The 22,580-nt window shown below is 55.6% G+C and carries 14 protein-coding genes and 2 pseudogenes; 13 read left to right on the top strand and 3 right to left on the bottom strand.

What is annotated here, in order from left to right; genetic code table 11:
- Window positions 1–186: 186 nt before the first annotated feature.
- Together AB7828_RS30015 and AB7828_RS30020 are read right to left on the bottom strand one after the other, a co-directional pair.
- Window positions 187–1,110: an alpha/beta hydrolase gene (locus AB7828_RS30015; RefSeq protein ID WP_441232002.1), complete on the bottom strand. Its 924-nt coding sequence runs from the start codon at window positions 1,108–1,110 to the stop codon at window positions 187–189.
- Between the two features lie 460 nt (window positions 1,111–1,570).
- Window positions 1,571–3,199: a flavin-containing monooxygenase gene (locus AB7828_RS30020; protein WP_441232003.1), complete on the bottom strand. Its 1,629-nt coding sequence runs from the start codon at window positions 3,197–3,199 to the stop codon at window positions 1,571–1,573.
- Window positions 3,200–3,950: 751 nt separating this feature from the next.
- Here AB7828_RS30020 and AB7828_RS30025 point away from each other — a divergent pair.
- The 5 genes from AB7828_RS30025 (at window position 3,951) to AB7828_RS30045 (ending at window position 11,713) form a co-directional block, all read left to right on the top strand.
- Window positions 3,951–5,165 carry an ABC transporter substrate-binding protein gene (locus AB7828_RS30025; RefSeq protein WP_441232004.1) on the top strand — a complete coding sequence of 405 codons (1,215 nt, stop codon included), beginning with the start codon at window positions 3,951–3,953 and terminating at the stop codon, window positions 5,163–5,165.
- Window positions 5,166–5,369: 204 nt separating this feature from the next.
- Window positions 5,370–6,506: an acyl-CoA dehydrogenase family protein gene (locus AB7828_RS30030; RefSeq protein WP_441232005.1), complete on the top strand. Its 1,137-nt coding sequence runs from the start codon at window positions 5,370–5,372 to the stop codon at window positions 6,504–6,506.
- A 79-nt stretch (window positions 6,507–6,585) separates the two neighbouring features.
- Window positions 6,586–7,827 carry a CaiB/BaiF CoA transferase family protein gene (locus AB7828_RS30035; protein ID WP_441232006.1) on the top strand — a complete coding sequence of 414 codons (1,242 nt, stop codon included), beginning with the start codon at window positions 6,586–6,588 and terminating at the stop codon, window positions 7,825–7,827.
- Between the two features lie 99 nt (window positions 7,828–7,926).
- Complete coding sequence (locus AB7828_RS30040; RefSeq protein ID WP_441232007.1) at window positions 7,927–9,444, top strand: acetyl-CoA acetyltransferase; 1,518 nt, start codon at window positions 7,927–7,929, stop codon at window positions 9,442–9,444.
- Between the two features lie 640 nt (window positions 9,445–10,084).
- Complete coding sequence (locus AB7828_RS30045; RefSeq protein ID WP_441232008.1) at window positions 10,085–11,713, top strand: flavin-containing monooxygenase; 1,629 nt, start codon at window positions 10,085–10,087, stop codon at window positions 11,711–11,713.
- Between the two features lie 226 nt (window positions 11,714–11,939).
- On the opposite strand, the gene AB7828_RS30050 is transcribed toward AB7828_RS30045, so the two are convergent.
- Window positions 11,940–12,845 (bottom strand): LysR substrate-binding domain-containing protein, encoded by a 906-nt coding sequence (locus AB7828_RS30050; RefSeq protein WP_441232009.1) that lies wholly within the window; start codon window positions 12,843–12,845, stop codon window positions 11,940–11,942.
- Window positions 12,846–13,326: 481 nt separating this feature from the next.
- Between AB7828_RS30050 and AB7828_RS30055 the strand changes: the two genes are divergently transcribed.
- The 8 genes and pseudogenes from AB7828_RS30055 to AB7828_RS30090 all read left to right on the top strand — a co-directional run bounded on the left by AB7828_RS30055 (window position 13,327) and on the right by AB7828_RS30090 (window position 22,502).
- Window positions 13,327–14,172, top strand: coding sequence for a crotonase/enoyl-CoA hydratase family protein (locus tag AB7828_RS30055; protein ID WP_441232010.1), 846 nt, complete (start codon window positions 13,327–13,329; stop codon window positions 14,170–14,172).
- A gap of 395 nt (window positions 14,173–14,567) precedes the next feature.
- On the top strand, window positions 14,568–15,446 hold the full coding sequence (locus AB7828_RS30060) for a Bug family tripartite tricarboxylate transporter substrate binding protein (protein ID WP_441232011.1): 879 nt from the start codon (window positions 14,568–14,570) through the stop codon (window positions 15,444–15,446).
- Between the two features lie 152 nt (window positions 15,447–15,598).
- A complete protein-coding gene (locus AB7828_RS30065; protein ID WP_441232012.1) occupies window positions 15,599–17,149 on the top strand; it encodes an acyl-CoA synthetase in 1,551 nt (516 codons plus the stop codon).
- Between the two features lie 61 nt (window positions 17,150–17,210).
- Entirely contained in the window at window positions 17,211–18,341 is a 1,131-nt protein-coding gene (locus tag AB7828_RS30070; protein ID WP_441232013.1) for a nitronate monooxygenase, read from the top strand.
- Between the two features lie 86 nt (window positions 18,342–18,427).
- A complete protein-coding gene (locus AB7828_RS30075; RefSeq protein WP_441232014.1) occupies window positions 18,428–19,504 on the top strand; it encodes an alcohol dehydrogenase in 1,077 nt (358 codons plus the stop codon).
- A gap of 1,034 nt (window positions 19,505–20,538) precedes the next feature.
- Window positions 20,539–20,936, top strand: a pseudogene (locus AB7828_RS30080) (SDR family NAD(P)-dependent oxidoreductase).
- Window positions 20,864–21,046 (top strand): annotated as a pseudogene (locus tag AB7828_RS30085) (SDR family oxidoreductase); the annotation flags it as partial. The pseudogenes AB7828_RS30080 and AB7828_RS30085, both read left to right, overlap by 73 nt.
- 19 nt (window positions 21,047–21,065) lie before the next feature.
- Entirely contained in the window at window positions 21,066–22,502 is a 1,437-nt protein-coding gene (locus tag AB7828_RS30090; RefSeq protein WP_441232015.1) for an NAD-dependent succinate-semialdehyde dehydrogenase, read from the top strand.
- The last annotated feature ends 78 nt before the right edge of the window (window positions 22,503–22,580 follow it).

Consider the following 22,580-nt stretch of genomic DNA (forward strand, 5'->3'; position numbering starts at 1 on the left):
CAGGCGCAGCGTGTTAAGAATTCGCGCGGAGAGATTGTCGAGACGAGCCATCCTCCGGGAATTTCCTGCGCTCCCCTTTCGCTCCAATCCGGCTCCAGTCGTTCCGAAATTTCAGCCGTATGAATGTTCTGTAAATACCTTGGTATGCGTCGGAAGGATGCGACGCATGGGCAAAGACATTTGAGCTCATCGTAAGGTACCTGCCAAGCATTGGCTGATCCAAGCGGCAGCTTCTTCAATCGCGCGCCCTGCGCTTTCCGGCATCGCCGGATGGAAAATTGGCCAACAGTGAATCTGACCAGGCCAGATCCGGAGAGTAACGTCCATTTCTGCTAACGCAGCCGCGGCTGCGAAATCGAGGGAATCGCTGAGGAGTATTTCGCTGGTTCCCACTTGAATCATCGTTGGGGGCAGACCTTTAAGTTCGGCAAGAAGTGGTGATACGAATGGATCGTCTCGTGCTGAGCTCTTTCCACAATAGGCCGCGGCGCACCGTTCAACAAATTCCATGTTTAATATGACATCAGCCTCTTTCATCTGGCTGTGCGATACCCCCTGGTGTCTCAAATCAAGCCAAGGACTAAGTAGATACATCCCCGCTGGCTGCGGCAGCCCGCGCTCACGTATCATCAATGCTAGTGCTACCGTCACATTCCCACCCGCCGACTCGCCGCCGATTATAATGTTCTCGGGCTTAAATCCTTGACCCAGCAGCCATCGGTAGTTCTCTAGTGCGTCCTCGAGAGCCGCGGGGTAGGGATATTCTGGCGCCAGACGATAGAACATATCAAAGCCCACGACCCGCGCGGCTTCAGCAAGACGACCAACCAGATGGCGATGACTCTCGGGACTACCAAAGGTGTGGCCACCGCCGTGATGGTATAGCAGGGCGCGATGCGTATCGCATCCCGACGGTGTAATACAGTACCCCGATACACGAGGAGCACCGATCGGTACGGTTTTGCAGCCGTCGGGCAAGGGGATATTCGCGTTGATCGTCTCAAATTCTAGTCGAAATTGTTCGAGGCTTTGGGGGGCCTTTGCTCTTTCGCGCATGAGAGCTACGCGAAGTTCCTTCATATTCTTAATCTCTTGATAATCAGCCTTCATTGTAAGCCTCCGAGTTTGTTTGAGCCGAAATTTATCGCCGCCAGCCCCCACAGCTTCATATGAAGCGAGGTTTGCGGATTATTGTTCCGGCGGCGGGTGAGCCGCGCAGTTCGAGCTCGCCGCAATCGGAGGCAGCGGAGTGAGAATGCCGTCGCCGGAACGGCGACGATGTGGATAGTTATGTTCTCCATCATGATGATTGGGTTCGCTTAAAGAGCGAGCTTGCGTCCCCAGGCTTTGACGATGCGGAGCACGTGCGGCGCGAAATACCGCAACCAGGTTTCTCTCAGCAGGCACCCAGTAATCTCACGTGAATCCGAGTGGCATAGGTCACCCGCTACAGCTTGGACCGACGCCCCGCAGGCATCCAGTCCAACGACTTCAATGGTCATTCTTCTGGTCCCACATAGCGCTTCATTCAGGATCTCTGTTGCTTAGTTTACGGATTGACGCGCGAAGCTCAGTCGAGAGTAAACCCTTCGTAATCGCGCTCCGCCACTTCCTCACATCGCTTACGATATGAACCCACTCCGCCCACGTAAGGCATAAAAACGCGCGGTTTTCCAGGCACGTTTGATCCGTTGTACCACGAGTTTGCATGCGGAAAGAGCGTTGTGTCGGCAACAGCATTGACGTGGTCCACCCAATCTCTCTGAGCATCAAGATTCGCTTCGATCATAGATTTTCCAGCTGTGCGAAGATCCTCCAGGCATTTCGCGATCCAGCCAACGTGCTGCTCAATCGACACGACAGCGTTGCTAAGAACCGACGGACTTCCCGGCCCTGTCACAAGGAACATGTTGGGAAATCCGTGGACCTGCAGGCCGAGATAGGTGACTGGCCCGGCATTCCAAGCCTCGGTGAGAGCTGCGTCGTTTCGGCCTCGTATGTCAATTGCCTTCAGTGAACCGGTCATTGCGTCGAAACCGGTGGCAAGGATGAGGATGTCCAACGGGATCTCGTCTAGAGACTCGCATTTTGCTCCACTCGACGTGAACCTCTGGATGGGATTGCGTCGGAGGTTCACTAGCTTCACGTTGGGTCGATTGAACGTCGCATAGTAGTCGCTGTGAACACACAACCGCTTGGCGGAAAGTGGGTGATCGGTTGGACTTAGGTCATCAGCCGTCGCAGGATTGTGAACGATCGAGCGAATCTGAGATCTAACGAAATCCGCAGCTGTTTTGTTCGCCTCGTTGTCTATTTGGATGTCGTTGAAGGTGAACTGGAAGAGGACGCCGCCCTTTGCCCAGGCGGCTGAGTATCTTTCGTCACGTTCCCTCTTCCCAACTTGCAGAGCGCTCTGATCATTGCGGTTGGGATCGTAAACGCCCCCTCTCGTCCAACGACTTTCATCCCTAATTTTGGGGTAGTGGGCCTTCCAGTGAGCCAGTTCGTCTGGGTCGAGATATTGAGCGCCGGATGGCACAACGAAGTTTGGCGTTCGCTGAAAGACGGTCAAAAGGCTCGCGGCTGCTGCGACTTCTGGTATTACCTGTATGGCAGTTGAGCCGGTTCCTATTATTCCGACCCGCTTCCCGCTGAAATCGATATTCTCAGATGGCCATCGAGCTGTATGGAGCGTCGAGCCTCGAAAGTCCTTTAAGCCCGGAATGTCGGGGAGGCGGACCGAAGTAAGTGTCCCGCAGGCGAGTACCAAAAACCTGGCATTCCACGTTTCGCCACCATCGGTGGTGATTGTCCAACGTCGTTCATTCTCGTCGAACGTAGCGGCCTTAATTTCTGTGCCGAGTTGGACGTGTGAGCGAAGGGTCAGCGTGTCTGCTACGTAGTTCAGGTAAGAAAGGATTTCGTTCTGATTCGCGTATCTCTCGGTCCATTGCCATTCTTCCTGAATTCTATCGGAAAAGGAGTAAGAGTACTGCAAGCTTTCGACATCACAGCGCGCGCCCGGATAACGATTCCAGTACCATGTGCCACCTACGCCGTCGCCTGCTTCGAATGCGCGAACGTTGAAGCCCCGACTTCTCAGTTCGTGGATTAAATAGAGGCCGGCGAATCCAGCGCCCACAATCATTACATCCAACGAGTTAGAATTGAGCGCATTACCGTTACTCTGAATCGACACAGTGAACCCTCCTATTGTTATTCTTTCGATCCGCTTCCGGATGTTTAGTTTTCTTCGACGAGCAGCCCTTCGGTTGCGTTGAGCTCGATTGGCCTTCCATGCATGTGGGAGTCAGATCGTTGATTGATGCGTGTGATGTTGGTCCAATTGAATATTGTGGAAATTGAAGCAGAGGCTCGATGAATGCGCTCAGAAGTCCTCAAATAGCCGAGTCAAGCGGCGCTAAATGCGAGGGTACGACAGCCCCAGGCCGCCGACACTCAACCTGATAAAGTAGGTGGTGAGCCTCGACAATTAGCGCCGCCGGAAGTTCGAAAAAACTCATCCTGTGATGAGAAAGCCGCCATGTTGTTGTTCCCTAGCCTGACATATCGTGCAGCGAAGTGAACGGCGGTTCTCTAAACGCTCGGCGAGTCCGAGGTCAGAGCGAACGTCAGGTTCCAAAGAAAAACATGAAGACGGGAGGTTCGAATGAACTATGTCGTTGTCCTCATATGTGATCGGCCGATGGTTCGCCGCCGGAAATCCGCCGATCGGCATTGCGAAGACTGCTGGAAAGTTAATCTGTTGCGCGAACGCCACGATGATCTGAGCCAAGCGCGGCATTAGATCGTCCGGTTAGAGCGTTCACGTGTTCGCGCACGTAAAACCATTTGCGTTAATGTGGTCGATCTACCGATTTCGGAGCGATCTGACGCGGCTGTGGTCTGGCCCTCTTCCCGTCTTCCGATATTTTCATAGAAAGATAATTATGATGGGTATAGCTGCCAAAAGTCTCGCGATGCTCACCGTTCTTGCGGTTTTGGTGCTGGCGACTACCGCAAGAGCCGAAAAAAAGTATGATCAGGGCGCGAGCGATGGCGAGATTAAGATAGGGAATATCGCGCCATATAGTGGACCGGTCGCTGCGGTGAGTACGACGGCAAAAGTCGCTGCGGCTTACTTTAAGAAAATAAACGACGATGGCGGTGTCGCGGGCCGGAAACTGAACTTCATAAGTTATGACGACGGATATAGCCCCCCGAAGACGTTCGAGCAGGCGCGGAAGTTGGTAGAGAGCGACGGCGTGTTGCTAGTTTATAATGCGGTCGGTACGTCTCAGAATGCCGCGATCCAAAAATACCTCAACGGCAGGCAGGTCCCACAGCTGTTTGTAGGATCAGGCGCGGCACGATGGGATGATCCCAAACAGTATCCGTGGACGATGGGTTGGTCTCCAAGCTATCGAAAGGAGGGGAAATTATATGCAAAGTACATTCTGAAAGAGAGGCCTGATGCTAGAATTGCGATCCTCTATCAGAACGATGATCTCGGAAGAGATTACCTAAAAGGTCTCAAGGAGGGCTTGCAGAGCAAGGTAGGAATGATCGTTGCTGAGGAAAGCTTCGAGGTGTCCGAGCCCACGGTAGAGTCTCATGTCGCCAAGCTTAGATCGTCTGGCGCGGACGTCTTGTTGAACATTGGACTGCCGAAGTCGGTGGCACAAACGATCAGAAAGGTCGCGGAACTGGGTTGGACGCCTCTGCAGATCATACCGAACATAGCCGTTTCCTTAAGTGCTACCATTGAGCCGGTCGGCGTTGAAAACGCGCAAGGCGTGATCTCGAGCGACTACCTGAAGGACCCCTCGGATGCACAGTGGGTGGATGACGAAGGGGTAAAGCGATTCAAACGGTTCCTTTCCGAATACGCGCCTAATGCGGATTCCAACGATAAATACGTTGCTTACGGCTACTCGGCAGCGCAGACGCTCATTCAGGTTCTGGTTCAATGTGGAGACGACCTCACGCGAGAAAATATCATGCGGCAAGCGCAGACTCTGCGTGAATTTCAGCCAGATTTAATGATTCCAGGAGTAACTATCAACACGAGCCCCACGGATTTCGCTCCCCTACAACAGCTCCGGATGATGCGTATCGTGGGGAAAAAATGGGAATTCTTTGGCGCAGTTCTAGAAACGGATTAACCGAAGCTCTAGCCGCATTGAGCCGCCGGGTCATCAGGCAACAGAACCGGCACAGCTCGCGACATAGGTTCGACGGATCAGCAAGTCTGGCGTACCTCCGAGAGTACCCTTAATCGGTCGATCGTCGCACGTCGTCCTTCCGGCCAGAAGTGATGGTAGGTTAAAACTGGTGCGATTGCGCAATTCAACCGGAGATCAATAGTAATGAGCAGTCCGTTTTATAGCGAAGATCACGATGCCTTTCGCGAAACGGTTCGCCGTTTCGTTCAGAAAGAGGTCGAGCCGCACATCAACGAGTGGGATGAGGCAGAGGCATTTCCAAGAGAGCTGTACAAGAGAGCGGGAGAATTGGGCCTTCTCGGTCTCGGGTTGCCGGAGGAATATGGCGGCGTGCCAGCGGACAACTTTATGAAGATCATCGCCGCTCAAGAGGTGTCTCGCGCTGGTTCCGGCGGCATTAAAGCAAGTCTGTTTAGTAGCAATATCGGTGCTCCGCCCATAGCAGCAGCGGCAAATGAGGCGGTCAAAGCACGTGTTTTGCCAGAGATCATCTCTGGTCGGAAGATCTCGGCGCTCGCCATTACTGAGCCCAGTGGGGGCTCTGACGTAGCCAATCTGCTTACGACGGCCCGCCGTGATCGCGATCACTACGTTGTCAACGGAGAGAAGACTTTCATCACATCCGGTATGAGAGCCGACTATCTGACCGTTGCTGTGCGCACGGGGGAGCTCGGAGCAGGCGGCGTGAGCCTCCTCCTGATTGATGGGGATACACCGGGCATTTCCAGGACGCCGCTGAAGAAGATGGGCTGGTGGTGCTCTGACACTGCGACAATCCACTTCGACGATTGCCGTGTTCCGGCCGAAAATCTTATCGGTCAGGAGGGGGGGGGCTTCAAGGTCATCATGAGAAACTTTAATAGTGAGCGGATGGGTCTGGCTGCAGGATGCGCAGCTTTTGCGCAAGTCTGCGTCGACGAAGCGATCGCTTACGCAAAGGAACGTCGAGCGTTTGGAAAGCCGATCGCTCAACATCAGGTAATTCGACACAAACTTGTGGATATGGCCCAGCGGGTTGCTGCGACGCAGTACATGCTTGAAGCCCTCGCTTGGCGGCTCGATCAGGGTGATAGTCCGGTCGCTGAGATCTGCATGCTGAAAAACTTGTCCACGCAAACCCTGGCGTTTTGTGCGTCTGAAGCCGTGCAGATCTTCGGTGGCGCAGGGTTCATTCGCGGCGTCAAGGTCGAGCGCATCTACCGAGAAGTCAAAGTCACCGCCATAGGCGGCGGCACGGAAGAGATCATGAAGGATCTTGCGAGCAGGCAGATGGGTTTCTAACCACACGCCAGTCGACTGTAGATAATGAACGCCCACGCGTAACGTGCAGCATCGCGCTTGCGATAGTTAGGACACATATATGGATCAGCTCGCTAGCGATTTGGGAATGACCGGGCCGTTGACGGGGCTTCGCGTCCTCGAACTCGGTCATTTTGTCTCGGTGCCCTTCTGCGCGCGAATACTCGCTGACTTCGGCGCAGAAGTCATTAAGGTCGAGGCACCAGATGGCGGCGACCCGATGCGATTGAACGGAATTTGCTCCGAAGGAAAGTCCTTGTGGTGGTCGTCTCTCGCCCGTAACAAGCGGTTGGTGACGTTAGACCTGCGGACAGCTGAAGGCCAGAAAGTGGCACTTGAGCTTGCGTCCAAATGCGACGTAGTGATCGAAAACTTCCGTGCGGGCCAACTGGAAAAATGGAATCTCGGTTGGAAAAATCTCCAGGCGGCAAACGACCGCGTTATTTTGGTCAGGGTCTCGGCCTTTGGACAGACGGGGCCCTACCGTGATCGAGTGGCGTTCGCTCCCATCGCAGAGGCTGCAGGTGGTCTCAACTACATAACCGCCGATCCGGAGACCGCCGGTCGACGTCCGCCTGTGCGAGCCAGTGTCAGTCTCGGCGACAGCATCACCAGCATGCAGGCACTTTTCGGGGTGATGGCGGCAGTTTACGAGCGTGATGTCAAAGGTACGGGAAAAGGGCGTTGCGTCGACGTTGCTATGTATGAAAGCGTCTTCGCGATGCTAGATTCCGTGGTCACTGATTACAGCGTGCTCGGCACAATCCGCGAGGCGGCAGGAAGTTCTACAGCCACATTCGTGCCATCCAATTCATACCTCTGCAAAGATAATAATTGGCTTTTCGTGACCGCGAGCGCTAACGGCGTCTGCGGACGTCTATTTGAAGCCATAGGCCAGCCTGAGCTAATCAACGACGCTCGGTACACCGACAACTCCGCGCGCCTTATGCACCGGTATGAGATTGACGCGATCATCGGAAAATGGGCCGGCGACCTAACTGCTTCTGAAGCGGAAGAAACTCTTCAAGCTGCCGGCGTTCCGGCGACCCGCGTTTACTCAATAGCAGATTGCGTGGCGGACCCTCAGTTTGTAGCGAGAAAGGCGTTTGAGAGCGTTTTTGATCAAAATTTCGGTAGTGTGCTTCATCCCGGCATCGTTCCGAAGTTCGATCAAGGCGGATCTCTTCCCGGAATTCGCTGGGCCGGACGCGAGTTAGGTGCCGATAATGAAGATGTCTACCGGACACTTCTTGGCATGAACGCCGAGCGTTACGAACTGCTCAAAGAGCAAAAAATTGTCTAGCAGGCATGCGGCGTTTTTCGGACCGCTTCGCATCTATAATAGACGGCTCCCGAGGCAGCTACTGGATTTCGTCCCCATCAATCTTCGAGTGGAGTTCTCGTGGCCAACAGATTGAATAACCGCGCACCTGTGATCGTCGGGGTAGGCGAAATTACCGATCGGCAAAACGACCCCATGGAGGCCATGGAGCCGCTCGATTTGTTGCAGACAGCCGCCGCTCGAGCCGCCGATGACGCAGGCATAGATGTATGCGGCGTCGATCTTCTGCACGTTGTGAACGTAATGTCCTGGCCCTATCGGGATATTCCAGCCAGTCTTGTACAAAGGACAGGTATGTCGCCGCGGTCGACGAGTTATGGCGGCATAGGGGGGGAGATGCCGCTCACCCACCTGCACGCAGTGGCGCGTGCTATCGCCCGGGGCGAGTCGGAGATCGCGATGGTCTGTGGCGCCGAGGCCTTTGCGGCGGTCAATGCCGCGGCGCGTGCGGGACTCGAGCTTCCCTGGACCACAAAGGATGAGAACCGTGCAAAAGTCACTCGGCTGACCGATGTTCTAAGTGCTCATACGCTTGAACATGGGCTGAACGTTCCGCTAAGAATCTATCCGTTCTATGAGAACGCTTGTCAGATGGCTTGGGGACAGACGCCAAGGGAGGGGTGCGCTGAATCGGCCCAAATCTGGTCCGACCTATCCCACGTTGCTGCCCGCAATCCCTATGCTTGGTTGCAACGTGTGCACGGCGCTAGCGAGATTGCGGAGCCTTCAGCCGCTAATCGCCTTGTCGCGTGGCCTTACACCAAACTGATGATCGCCCAGCCCGGGGTCAATCAAGGGTGTGCTCTGATCGTGATGAGCTACGCGCGCGCGCGCGCGCTCGAAATTCCCGAAAACCGGATGATCTTTATTCGCGGGGGCGCGACTGCGTGGGAGCCGCGCGACATTCTAGCCCGCGACCACTATCACGGTTCGGTTGCCATGAATGCTGTACTCGCCGCGGCGACGAAGATGTCAGACAAGAGATCAAATGGTTTCGACATGGTCGAACTCTACAGTTGCTTCCCCACCGTTCCGAAGATGGCACGGCGTAGCCTCTATCTTTCTAGCAGTACACCCTTGACCGTGACAGGGGGACTTACATTCTTCGGAGCCCCGCTTAGCAATTACATGAGCCATGCGGCGGCGGCGATGGTGCGCTCGCTGCGCGGAGGTTCGGGAGAGGCCGGCCTTCTGTATGGTCAGGGTGAGATCGTCACGAAGCATCACGCGTTGGTTCTATCGCGTACGCCACCGCACGACGTCGACGGGCTGGCGCGGGAGGACCAATCCACTCAAGACGCGGCAGATGCGGCCCGCGGACCGCTGCCGCCGATCGATCCTGGCTATCGCGGCCCCGCAGAAATCGAGACGTACACCGTGGTCTACGATCGCGAAAGCAAGCCCGAGTTCGGGGTAGTGATCGCAAAGGCGCGGTCGGGCGCGAGGTTGCTGGCTCGAATTCCTGGAAGCAATCGTCACGAGATTGAAATATTAACGGCATTGGACCGGAGCGCTGTTGGCCTCCAGGGTTCGGTTATCCAAGGCGAAGACACACTTGGCGAATGGGTCATGGCGTAAGCCTCCCGTCGGTGCTTGACGCACGACGATGCGTCACACCCAACGTCTGCGCATGCGGCCTACAGATCGTTGTTGGCGAACATAGAAGGTAAATGAGCCGGCGATACGACGACGACATCCTTTCGGCCGCGCGTGTTGTTCCCTGCGATCCCCGAGGCGTATCTGACATGGCTGAACAATCGCCTGGGGAGCTCTACTGCATTAGGACGGTAACTACGGCGCCGTCGTTGCTGCGTCCACGGCATCTTATCTGATGCAGGCCGTCGAGGCATGTCCGCAGGGAGCGAAGAAGGTTTGTCGGCACAAAGCGAACTGCTGTGCCATCCGTTCCCAACGGGCAACGCAATACGGACGCATCAGGTTTAAATCTTCAAGCGGACGGCAGACCATGTCTCAGCCGTTCAGATGAAACGACGGTCCGCCGCGGAAACATCGCACAACGCGACACAGGCGAAAATTCAGTGATTGAGTTACTCATCCTGTGATCGCGTTTACTGGATTGCCCCTATACGGAGCAAGAGGCTAATGGATTTCATCTGATTAGCCGGTGGCTTGACGGAAGACCCGGCTAATCATGTAACGGCGTCCCCGGCGCCGTTTTCCAAACAATGGCATTAAAACGAAGGCCGGAACGAAGGAAATGTCAGATACCAAAGACGTCGAGCAAGTGGACGCGGTGGTTGTTGGCGCTGGGTTTGCTGGCTTGTACATGATCTATCAACTGCGGAAGCTTGGCTTATCGGTGATTGGCTTCGAGACGGGAGCTGACGTTGGCGGCGTATGGTACTGGAACCGTTATCCTGGAGCCAGATGCGATATCGAAAGTATGCAATATTCTTACTCGTTCGCAGCTGAGCTAGAACAAGAATGGCGCTGGAGCGAGCTTTTCGCCACGCAGCCTGAAATACTCCGATATGCGCAGCACGTCGCCGACCGTTTTGATCTGAGACGTAGCATACGCTTCAATACAAGTATCTCCTGTGCAGAGTTCGACGAGACAGGGAGGAGGTGGCACCTTCGGACCGACGGGGACGAACGATTGTCCGCGCAATTCTGCATCATGGCTACGGGATGTCTCTCCACAGCGCGGATTCCGGACATCAATGGTTTGAGTTCGTTCGCCGGCAGGGTCTATCACACAGGGCAATGGCCGCACGAAAAGGTCGATTTTACTGGGCTTCGCGTCGGCGTTATTGGCACCGGCTCATCAGGCGTCCAGCTGATACCCATCGTGGCAAAAGAGGCCGCTAACGTCACAGTCTTTCAGAGGACCCCGACCTTTAGCGTCCCCGCTAACAACAAACCGATGAGCGAGGAATATGAGCGCTCCTGGAAGCGGGAATACCCTGAAAGGAGGCGCCGCGCCCGCGAGACGCCGGTGGGCATTCTCAGGACGTCAGGCGCTGACCAGCGCTCGGCATTAGAAGTTTCTGAGGATGAGCGCCTGAAGGTCTACGAACATTCTTGGAAAACAGCGGGCACAGGTTTTACTGCAGCCTTCAAAGACTTGCTTTTAAGTGAGGAGGCCAACGCTACGGGTGCGGAATTCGTTCGCGGCAAGATCCGAGCAACGGTCAAAGACCCGCGAAACGCGGCGGCGCTTTCGCCAACGACCTACCCATTGGGGGCCAAGCGCATCTGTGTCGACTCGCAGTATTTCGAAACCTACAACCGGCCAAACGTATCGCTCATCGATCTCAGAAGCTCGCCTATCGAGAGGATCGAATCGCGAGGCGTTAGGACGCGAGACGGGATGAATCCACTCGACGCGATTATCTTTGCGACTGGGTTCGACGCAATGACCGGATCTCTGCTCAAGATCGATATTAAGGGGCGGAATGGCGTGACCCTTCAGCAGAAATGGGCCGGCGGGCCTGCAACATATCTCGGCCTCATGACGTCTGGTTTTCCCAACCTTTTCTTCATAACCGGTCCAGGAAGCCCTTCGGTGTTGAGTAATATGATCCTCTCAATAGAACAGCACGTGGAATGGATCGCGGACTGCATCGCTTGGCTTACGGCCAGGCAACATGATGGTATCGAGCCCCTTCTGGAGGCCGAGCTGGGCTGGGTAACCCACGTCAACAATCTGGCCGCAGAGACGCTTTATAATAAGGCGAACTCCTGGTACCTTGGCGCAAATGTTCCCGGTAAGCCGCGTGTGTTCATGCCATACCCGGGCGGCGTCCATGTGTACCGTTCAGCGTGCGATCGGATCGCCGCACAGAATTACCAAGGCTTCAATCTACTCGGCGGGACCCCAATTTGAGATCTTAGGTCGTCGTTGCTCTCGCCGCTGGCTGTTAACGTTCTCGTGAATCTAGGGGCATCACGCGCACCTGCACGCCGGGACAAGTGAGCCGTTCGCGTTCCTTCAGGCTCAGTTCCGGTCTCCGGGCCTGAATATCAGGATTTCGCATACGCTTCCTGATCGGAAACGCAGGTCTTTCTTTGCGTCCAATTCCCGTGATTTAAGACCCGCTAGGGGCCGGGCACTAAAGTAGGCACGGGGCGATCTCCGCGGCCGCCTCTAGTATTGCACGGACACCGGGCTTCAAATTGCTCGGTTTCCAAACCAATCTAGTCGTAATCATCGGCATAGGTTCTGCGACTGGTCTTATGACAACCCCGTCACGCTTCAGTACACGCCAGCCGCGAGGTCCAAGTCCCAAGCACCGTAGGGTCGAGACCGCAAAAAGAATCGCCGTGGCTTGGCTGGCTTCTTGAATAATTTGTGGCTCAAATCCCGCTGCGCGATAGATCGAAATATAGAAGTCGTGACCTGCCGGATCGTGCTCTCGTGACAAGTTGATTATTGGTTCATTCTCTAGCTCGGGTATGCGGATTTCGCTCCGGCATTCTAGCGGATGACCCGTCGGCAAAAGACAAACGACCGGCTCAACTTGAATGGTCTTGAAGGCAAGGCCGGGTGCCTTCAACTCGGATCGAACCAGGCCGATGTCAATATCGCCCACCCTTAGTGCTTCAAGTTGACTGAGCGCACTCATCTCGAAAAAACGATACTGGAGTGATGGAGCATGCTTGCGCGTGACTTCGATCAGCTTTGGCAAGACCTCGAACGTCGCAGCTCCGACACCCCCGATGGAGATAACATCGCGACGACCGTCCTGCGCTGCGACGACGTTCCGGGCAACCGCTTCCGATCGCTCCAGAAGCGCCTGCCCTTCCGATCTCAGCGCTTGCCCGGCTGGGGTTAATGTCACACTCCTCCTATCACGAAGAAGAAGGGCGACGCCGAGCCGGCGCTCTAGTTCGCGAACCTGCAAGCTTACAGCGGACTGCGTCGCATTCAGGCGATCCGCTGCCCGTCGGAAATGACGTTCGTCGGCAACAGCGATGAAGGTGCGGACCAGACGAAGATCTATCGGCAGACCACCCATTAACACTCTCGTTCTGCGATCAAATCTGGAGCGGATGCCACTAGCTTTGTTTCAGTATCAGCGGAGAAAATATCAATAATCGGACAATCCGAAAACTGACACGCGTCATCTAATGTCAGAAGCCGCTCCTTCGGAGAACGCTCCGGTAGCCTAGGTCGGGGTCTCCGAGCCGGTCCTAACCGTTGCAGTAGGATGAGAGCATAGGCGGACGTTGAAGGAAAGCTTCTCCACGTAAAGAGCCCCGGGAGAATCTTCATCGCAGTGCACCATGCTCATTGACGAAACTCCTCCTGTGATGAGCATCCGCCAATTGATCGTTATGCAGGAGCGGCCTAACTGACGAAAATTAGTTAGGTCTCTGCCGCTCCCGCAGTGCGGGAAAGAGATCGACATTATAAAACATGGCTGTCTTGTGATGGCACAAGAGGGAGATTGGAGCTCTGCCGATGCAGAGAGCAGAGCAGGGTCATAAGACCGCCTCGTGCAGACACGTAAGCTTGTACCTGGTGCATCCTCAATGCTCCGCCCGGAGCCGAACAAAGTAGCCATTGCCATGACAGAACCAGGTGCCACACAGATTCTCACGGAAGAGCGCGGTACGATATTCGTCATCACGCTCAACCGGCGCGAAGCTAAGAACGCGATGAATTCAGCTATGGCTCTAGCGATCGCGAATGCCATCGATCACCTCGATGGCACGGACCATCTGAGCGTCGGTATCATCACAGGGGCGGGGGGATCGTTCTGTTCGGGAATGGATTTGAAAGACTTCCTGAAAGGAAATCGGCCATCGATACCCGGTCGGGGGTTTGGCGGCTTGGTTCAAGCTCCGCCAGCCAAACCGCTCATAGCAGCTGTCGACGGGTTCGCGCTCGCAGGTGGAATGGAGCTCGCTCTCGCGTGCGACCTCATCATCGCCAACAAACAAGCGATGTTCGGCATACCCGAGGTGAAAAGGGGGTTAGCTGCGGGCGCAGGGGGCTTGATACGAATGCCTCGCCAGATGCCTTATAGGATCGCGATGGAATACGCGCTGACCGGCGAATTTTTCTCTGCTCAAAGAGCGTATGAGCTCGGTCTAGTAAACCGCTTGACTGACGGACCTGCGATTGAGGGTGCCAAAATCCTGGCTGAAGCAATCAGCAAAAACGGGCCACTCGCTATCAAAGCATCCAAGAAGACGATCGTTGAATCGCGTCTATGGACGGATGAGCAGATGTGGACAAAACAGCAAGATATCATGGCGCCAATTTTTGCATCTTCAGATGCGCGCGAGGGGGCAGCTGCATTTGCAGAGAAGCGTGCTCCAAATTGGAGCGGAAAATAAGCTGGTGTCGGTAAGCCAAGCGGAAGTCACAAGGTTGGATCCCGATGTTAGCCATCTTAGTTCGAAAGTGTGGAGCTACAGCAGCCTTCCCGTAAGATCATCTGCAGCGTCGATCCTTGGCAAAAAAACGCCATCCAGAAAAGTCGGCGCTTCTGTCTCAAGTTCGACAGAATAAACGGTACTACGTGATTAAGGAGAATTGCCGGTCGCACATTAGATTTGGATGTCTTGCCGCGCAGCAATACAGCGCGTTGTGGTGCAACGTGGCTCAATCAAACGACGGAAAAAAGTCGGAGGGACCTATGATAACAAGGAGGAGTGCTCTTGCTCTGGTTGGCGGATCTATAATCGCTGCTAGGACCGCAAAGGCTCAAGAGGTGTGGCCGCGACGCTCAGTGCGTTACGTGGTTGGGTTTGCCGCGGGCGGCGGGCCGGACGTTATGTCACGCGTGCTTTGCCAGAAGATGAGCGAGTTGACCGGACAGCAGTTTATCGTCGAAAATCGGGGAGGAGCAGGCGGCGTAATAGGCGCAGATGCGGTAGCGAAGGCGGCGCCTGATGGCTATTCCGTCGGAATGGCGAGTATAGCCAGCAATGCACTGGCTGTGGGCACGTTCGCGAAGTTGCCATATAATCCCGCCTCAGATTTTGTCTATATCAGCGGTCTTTGGCAGATACCAAATGTCCTTGTTGTAAACAAGGATCTGCCTGCATCGAGCATCGGCGACCTGCTTTTGCTTCTGAAGAACAATCCCGGGAAGTTCGAATACGGATCGCCTGGGATAGGTACGACGCTTCACCTCTCCGGAGAGATGATGAAATCACTTGGCGGCGTCGACATGAGGCATGTGCCTTATCGTGGAGCAAATCCGGCATTGGTGGACTTGATAGCCGGTCGTATACCGATGCTCTTCGACAATTTGTCGGGATCGCTTCCACAAATTCGCGATGGCTCGGTTAGAGCTATTGCGGTGACCTCCGCAGTGCGCAGCGAAATTCTTCCCAATGTGCCTTCTTTGAACGAGGTAATGCCAGGCTTCGATCTGACGTCATGGACTGCTCTCTGTGCGGCGGCCAAGCAATCGTCGGAGGTTACCGCTCAGATGAATGGCCTAGCGGTGAAAAGTCTCCGCGATCCAACCATCGTAAAGAAGTTCGCGGAGCTCGGCGCGATGCCTTGGCCGACGTCCGTGGCTGAAATCACTCAATTTCGAGATGCTGAGGAGAAGCGACTTCTCCCTCTCATCCGCGCTGCAGGTATTATTCCAGTCTAATCGCGATTTTTCAGCAGGATCGCGACAGGCCGTTTTGACTTGAGTGATAGGAAGATGTGAAGACGCTAGGTCTCCGTGAAGGGACGTACTCAGCATTCTTGGGTCGTTCGTCACCGCGCATCCGTCTATCCCAACTTTCTGAGGTGTTCCAAATGAGTCATCCTCGTTACGTCGCTCAGAGTACGCCAGAAAAGATTGCCTACGAAGTGGCGGGGTCGACCACGCGTGTTACATATCGCACATTGGAGGAGCGATCCAACCAGGGAGCGAACCTATTCAGGGCTCTGGGCTTAAAGGCCGGAGATAATGTCGCGTTCCTGCTGGAAAATCGCATTGAGCTACTAGAGATTTGCTGGGCCGCTCAGAGGGCGGGGCTGTACTACACTGCTGTCAGTACTCAATTAACGGCGGCTGAAGTTGCGTACATTGTCGAAGACTGCGACGCGAATGTCTTCATAACCTCAGACAAATACGCAGTGATTGCGGGCGCCTTGCGGTGCATGACGCCGAGCGTAAGGCATCGATTAGCGATCGGTGGACTGGTCGAGGGACACCGCGACTGGGATCATGAATTGTCTTCACGGAAACATACCCCCATCGACGACGAAATCGCCGGCTACGATATGTTGTACTCGTCAGGAACGACCGGGCGGCCAAAAGGCGTAAAAGTGCCGTTCCTCAATGAGCCGTTCGATGCGCCATCCAAATCCGCTCTTCGCAAATTGTTCATCGAACGATTCGGATTCGGATCGGATACGATATATCTGTCGACTGCCCCTCTCTATCATGGCGCGCCATTGCGAGCGAACCTCACAGTTGCGGCTGTGGGAGGTACCTCAATCGTCATGGAACGCTTCGATGCCGAGGCGTTCCTTTCTCTTGTCCAGAAACATCGGGTTACGCACACGCAGCTGGTCCCAACGATGCTTGTGCGCCTTTTGAAGTTGCCGGAGGAAGCGCGAGCGAGGTACGACCTTTCCTCCCTTAAGTGCGTAGTGCACGGCGCCGGTCCGTGTGCCCCGACCATCAAAGATAAAGTCATTAAGTGGCTTGGTCCGATTGTCTTTGAGTACTACGGAGGTACCGAGGGAAATGGAATTGCTGCAATCGACTCGATGCAATGGCTAAGTCACCGAGGATCGGTGGGTAAGGCTGTCGTCGCCGACTTAAAAATTGTCGGTAAAAGCGGCGAGGAGCTAGCAGTAAATACCGCCGGTGTCGTTTACTTCGCTAACGGGCGCAAGTTCGTCTATCACAAAGACCCTATAAAAACCGCGGCCGCATACAACGAAAAAGGATGGTCGACCCTTGGCGATATAGGGTATCTCGATTCTGAAGGTTTCCTCTATCTCACCGATCGCATGGCTTTCACCATAGTATCGGGCGGGGTCAATGTGTATCCGCAGGAAGTTGAGAATACTCTCGTAGATCATCCCAAAGTGAGTGACGTCGCAGTCTTCGGCGTCCCGAGCGAGGAGTTCGGAGAGGAGGTGAAGGCAGTCGTTCAACTGGCCAATGGATTGGAAGCTGGATGTGATCTAGAGGCGGAGCTTATATTATTCTGCCGCGAAAAGCTTTCCCCAATAAAATGCCCGAAAAGTATCGACTTCATCGCGGAGCTACCGCGTGAACCAAGCGGAAAATTGCAAAAGGGCGTTCTTCGCGATCGCTACTGGTCGAAACAACCCGAACGCATCGGATAATGGCTGGCAAGGCGATACGTCCAAAGCTTGTGACACATAAATCAATATCGAGGAATTGCTGATGAAATCTGTGATCTGTGAGATGCTCGGTGTTGAATTTCCGCTTGTCGCCTTTAGTCACTGCCGTGATGTCGTTGCTGCGGTAAGTAGAGCTGGGGGCTTCGGAGTTCTTGGCGCGCTGCAACACACACCCGAGAGCATCGAGGAGGAGCTTCGATGGATCGATGACCACGTGGGTGGCAAACCGTACGGCTTGGACGTTCTTATTTCGAGCAGCATCGCTACCGCGGGTGAAGGGAGCGTCACTTACAACAGTTTGGAGGGGCGGGTGCCGGCCCGGCACCGCGAATTTGCCAAGGAGTTGCTAGAGAAGTTTGATGTTCCGCTGACTTACACACCTGCTGCGGACGACCTTGGGCAGCCATATGATCCCGAGCGGGCGCTTGCCGTCCTCGACGTAGCGTTTAGGCATCCGATCAAATTGATCGCAAATGCCTTAGGCGTTCCCCCGCCAGAAATGATATCGAAAGCACGTAAGCACGGCGTACCTGTCGCCGCTCTTGTCGGAGCCAAAGAACACGCGCTACGGCAGGTGGCTGCCGGAGTGGACATCCTTGTGGTCCAGGGGACGGAGGCAGGGGGGCACTGTGGCGAAGTGTCAACCATGGTCTTGGTGCCCGAGGTCATCAAAGCCGTCAAACAAGTTCGCGAAGTACCCGTTCTTGCAGCAGGTGGAATTATGACCGGCCGCCAGATGGCCGCTTGTATGGCGATGGGGGCGGCGGGCGTTTGGACCGGATCTGTATGGCTCGCGACGGTTGAAGCGGAAACAACTGAGATCTTTCGCCAAAAGATGATCGATGCGACATCGCGCGATGCGGTGAGATCGAAAAGCCGATCCGGCAAGGCAGCTCGGCAGCTTCGTTCGGCATGGACCGATGCGTGGGATCGTGATCCTAACTCTCCGGGGGCCCTTGCTATGCCACTACAGAGCTTAGTGAGCGACGAGGCATTCCGGGCGATCAATCGCGCAGCCGATTCCGGTAATGCGAAAGCGGTCCAGCTGGTGAGCTACTTCGTAGGCCAGGGGGTCGGCTTAGTTGATAGCGTCCAGTCATGCACGACGGTCGTTCAGGGATTTAAGGAAGACTTCCTCGCGGCGATCGAAGACCTTGAGTACTTGATCTCTTAAAATGGACTAGCAGTGTCTGCTGTGCGCACGCTCTGAACGTGGCAGATCGCTGCACGTGCTAACGCAAACGAATAAGGAGATGCATCTTGCGTGCTTGGGCCGTTGTTGAAAATGGAGCTCCCCTCGAGGAGATCACATGTGCGGATCCCGTGCCGAATGGTACCGAGGTTGTGATTGCTGTGACTCACTGCGGAGTGTGTCACACCGATCTTCACATGTGGGAAGGATACTATGATCTCGGCGGCGGCCGGCGCATGTCGATAAAAGACCGGGGGGTCACTCTGCCCTTGACCTTGGGTCATGAGATCGTAGGCAAGGTCGTCAGCTTCGGTCCGGAGGCATCGGGGGTTTCCATCGGCGACGAGCGGGTGGTGTTCCCTTGGGTTGGGTGCGGTCATTGCGATCGATGTCTGGCAGAGGAGGATCAGATGTGCGTTGAGGGGCGCGCGCTAGGTATTATCCAAAACGGTGGCTATGGAAGCCACGTAGTGGTTCCGTCCTCGCGGCATCTCATTCCTTTAGAGGGGGTGTCGCCAAGCGTCGCGGCCACGCTGGCGTGCTCTGGAATTACTGCGTACTCGGCTGTAAAAAAGGTGCTTCCGCTTCCGCCGCAAGAGCCGGTAGTCATCATTGGGGCGGGTGCACTTGGTCTCACCGCAATTTCGCTACTGCGTGCTCTTGGCCATCGGAATATCGTGATCGTGGACATCAATCACGATCGTCTCTCGACCGCCAAGCTGCTCGGTGCATCCGCTTCGTTACGCGCCGAAGGAAACGACGTTACTGCGCGCCTGGTGTCGCTATGCTCGAAGAACCCTCTCGCTATCGTCGATCTGGTGAACGACTCGCGCACCGCTAAGTTTTCCTTTGATGCATTGGGCAAGGGAGGGAAGTTGGTGCAGGTCGGGCTTTTTGGGGGAGAGCTCTCTCTGCCGCTTCCCCTGATGGCAATGAAGGCGTTAACGGTACAGGGATCTTATGTAGGAAGTCCTCGTGAATTGAGAGAGTTAGTGAGCCTTGTCAGTAAAGGGGGAGTTCTGCCGATCCCCGTCGAGGATCTGCCAATTTCAAAGGTTAACGCCGCGCTATCTCGGCTCAAGAACGGCGAGGTAACAGGCAGGCTCATCCTACGCCACCGCGCTGATAAGGGGTGCGCATGCTGAGCCGCTTGACGTGGGCCATGCCGATGTGATGATCGGAGGATCTAACGGACTGAAGCGCCAGATGTCGATCGCGGCTAACATGCGATCGAACGAATGACGCAATGAAGTGTGGAAGATCAGCCGCCGTACCGAGTTCACGCTCTTCGAGCGTACCGGGGAAAATCACTCGGGCCCAGCTTACGCAGGAACTTTGATAGTACCGGAAGGGGCTTCGCCGAACTCAATTCGAAGCCCTTTGAGAAGTGCCCGAGGTTCAAGAACCCCCACTACATAGAAATGTTCGGCAAGGGGGCGTGGACGTAGGCAGGATCTTGCGAGCGGACCTATCGAAGCGACCGGGCCAAATGCGAGCTGCCGATCCTCGTCATCGAAGTCGCGGTGTGGCGTCTGGCGACAGCGACCGTCACCGGCCAATCGCAATGACCACTCACGAGTGGCTATTCAACGCCGTACTTGTAAAGAAAACTTCTGATTTTCGCTACAGCATCGTACCGATGACCAGTCGTAAAAATCGCACTGTTGTGCGATATTTATTGACAGCACCAAGTTGGGATGACAACTTCCTACAAATAGCAGTTTGACTGTCGCTCGCCAGATATCGGGAGCCTCGCCGGCAACCGAGCGAGAGACGAGCCGCCGCTGAGAACGGCGGGGCACGATCGTAAGAAACAGGACAGAAAAGATGCAAGCACAGGTTTCCGCCGACACATGAACGTCCAACATCAATCCGTTCGCCTCCGAATACATCGTGAACTGTTCTGCGTATCACCACGAGATGCGAGACGTTCTCTGGTTGCAGCGATGGAAAGTTTTCGTGGTGGGTCGGTATGAGCAGCTTCAGGCTGTGCTCAACGGCTGGCAATCGGTCCTGGAGTCCGGCACCAGCCCCGGAACTGAACGCGAGCGCGCGATTCGCCGTATGATGAACCGGATCGGTTTCCAGCAAAAAGCTAGGCGAGCGCCAGGCGCTGCCATGACGAAGGTGAAGGCAAGTGACGCATACCGAAGATAAGTTCGGACGTGTCGATATTCTGGTGAACAATGCCGGGCTATTCAGTGTCTTGAAAATGCAGAGCTACCACGAGATCAACATCGAAGAATGGGATCGCGTTATGGCGTGCGGGGCGTATGGCTGGCCAGCACTGCCGCGGCCCCTGCGATGAAAAAGAACGGTGGAGGGAAGATCATCAACATCTCCTCCGGGACGGCATTCAAGGGGACCTCGCTCCATTGTGTGACATCGAAGGGAGATGTCATTGCTTTCACCCGTTCCATTGCGCGCGAACTTGGAAGCAGCGGCATCTGCGTCAATGCGATTGCTCCGGGTCTGGTGATTAGCCCAACGTTCAAGGTCACCCTGATGGGGAGGAGATCTCGGTCTCTGTCGCATCCAGCCGGGCGATCAAGCGCGACTCGGTGCCGGACGATTTGATAGGCGCGCTGCTTTTCCTCGCCTCAGACGACAGCAATTTCGTCTCCGGCCAGACGCTGGTCGTTGACGATGGCTCCGTGGATGCACTGAGCACGTTTCCTCTTCTTTAGCGTACCGTCAGGACAGCAAATGCAACATACCCAGCTCTTCATTGATGGCGAATGGCGTGAAAGCCGCTCCGCCGAGACCATCGTCGTCGTCAACCCTGCGACTGAGGACATTATCGGAAGCGTGTCGCATGCCAGGCACGCGGATCTCGACGATGCCGTATCAGCCGCCGGGAAGGGTTTCAAAATCTGGCGAAAAATGTCCCCTCTCGACAGATCCCACATCATGCGAACGGCAGCCAATCTGCTCCGGGAGCGCATCAATCGCATTGCGACGGTTATGACGCTGGAGCAGGGAAAGCCCGTCGCCGAATCCAAGACCGAGATCAATGCATCCGCTGACATTCTCGACTGGTTTGCTGAAGAAGCGCGGCGCACCTATGGGCGCGTGGTGCCGGCGCGGGGGGAGGGCATCTACAACCTTGTGCTCAAGGAGCCGGTCGGACCTGTGGCCGCCTTCACGCCGTGGAACTTCCCCATCAGTCAGGCGGTGCGCAAGCTCGGAGCTGCGCTCGCTGCGGGCTGTTCGGTGATCATCAAACCACCGGAGGAAACACCTGCGTCTCCTGCCGAACTCGTGCGAGCCTTGGCCGATGCCGGGCTTCCGAAGGGGGTCGTCAATCTGGTTTTCGGAACTCCGGCGGAGATCTCGAGCTACCTGATTGCCCACCCGGCTATTCGAAAGATTTCGTTCACCGGATCCACGCCAGTCGGCAAACAGCTTGCATCGCTGGCGGGGCTGCACATGAAGCGGATCACGATGGAGCTCGGCGGCCATGCGCCTGCAATCATTTTCGACGACGCCGACGTGAAGTTTGCGGCGACGGTGCTTGCGGCCGGCAAGTATCGCAACGCGGGGCAGGTTTGCATCGCGCCGACGCGGTTCCTGGTGCAGGATGCTCTGTATGAAGAGTTCATCAGCGAATTCGTCGAGAGAACCGTCGCCCTGAAGCTGGGAAATGGGTTCGACGAGGGCGTCACCATTGGACCGCTCGCCAACGACCGGCGGCAGGCGGCGCTGTCGTCCTTCGTCGAAGACGCTGTGCAATCTGGTGCCAAAGTTGCGGCTGGCGGCGGGCGCGGCCAGAATAAGGGATACTTCTTCGCGCCGACGGTCCTGATCGATGTCCCGACGACAGCACGGGCGATGAACGAAGAGCCCTTCGGGCCTCTTGCCTTGATCCAGAGGTTCAAGACCTTCGATGACGCGCTTGAAGAAGCCAATCGGTTGCCATTCGGCCTGGCGTCCTACGCCTATACGCGCTCCATCAGGAACGCGACCGCGATTTCCGCTGCGATCGAAAGTGGAATGCTGTCCATCAATCACTATGGGCTCGCATTGCCCGAACTGCCGTTCGGTGGTGTGAAGGATTCCGGATACGGATCCGAAGGGGGGCTTGAGGCCGTAGAATCCTACCTTGCCACCAAGTTTGTTTCCCAGGCTAGCCCGGCCGACTGATCGGCTGTGAGGACGTGAAGCCTCGGATCGCGCGTCGGCCTTGCGGTTGGGCCGCAACGATAAAAAGCGCACAAATGT

This window comes from Tardiphaga sp. 215_C5_N2_1, assembly GCF_052076055.1.
GTDB lineage: Bacteria > Pseudomonadota > Alphaproteobacteria > Rhizobiales > Xanthobacteraceae > Tardiphaga > Tardiphaga robiniae.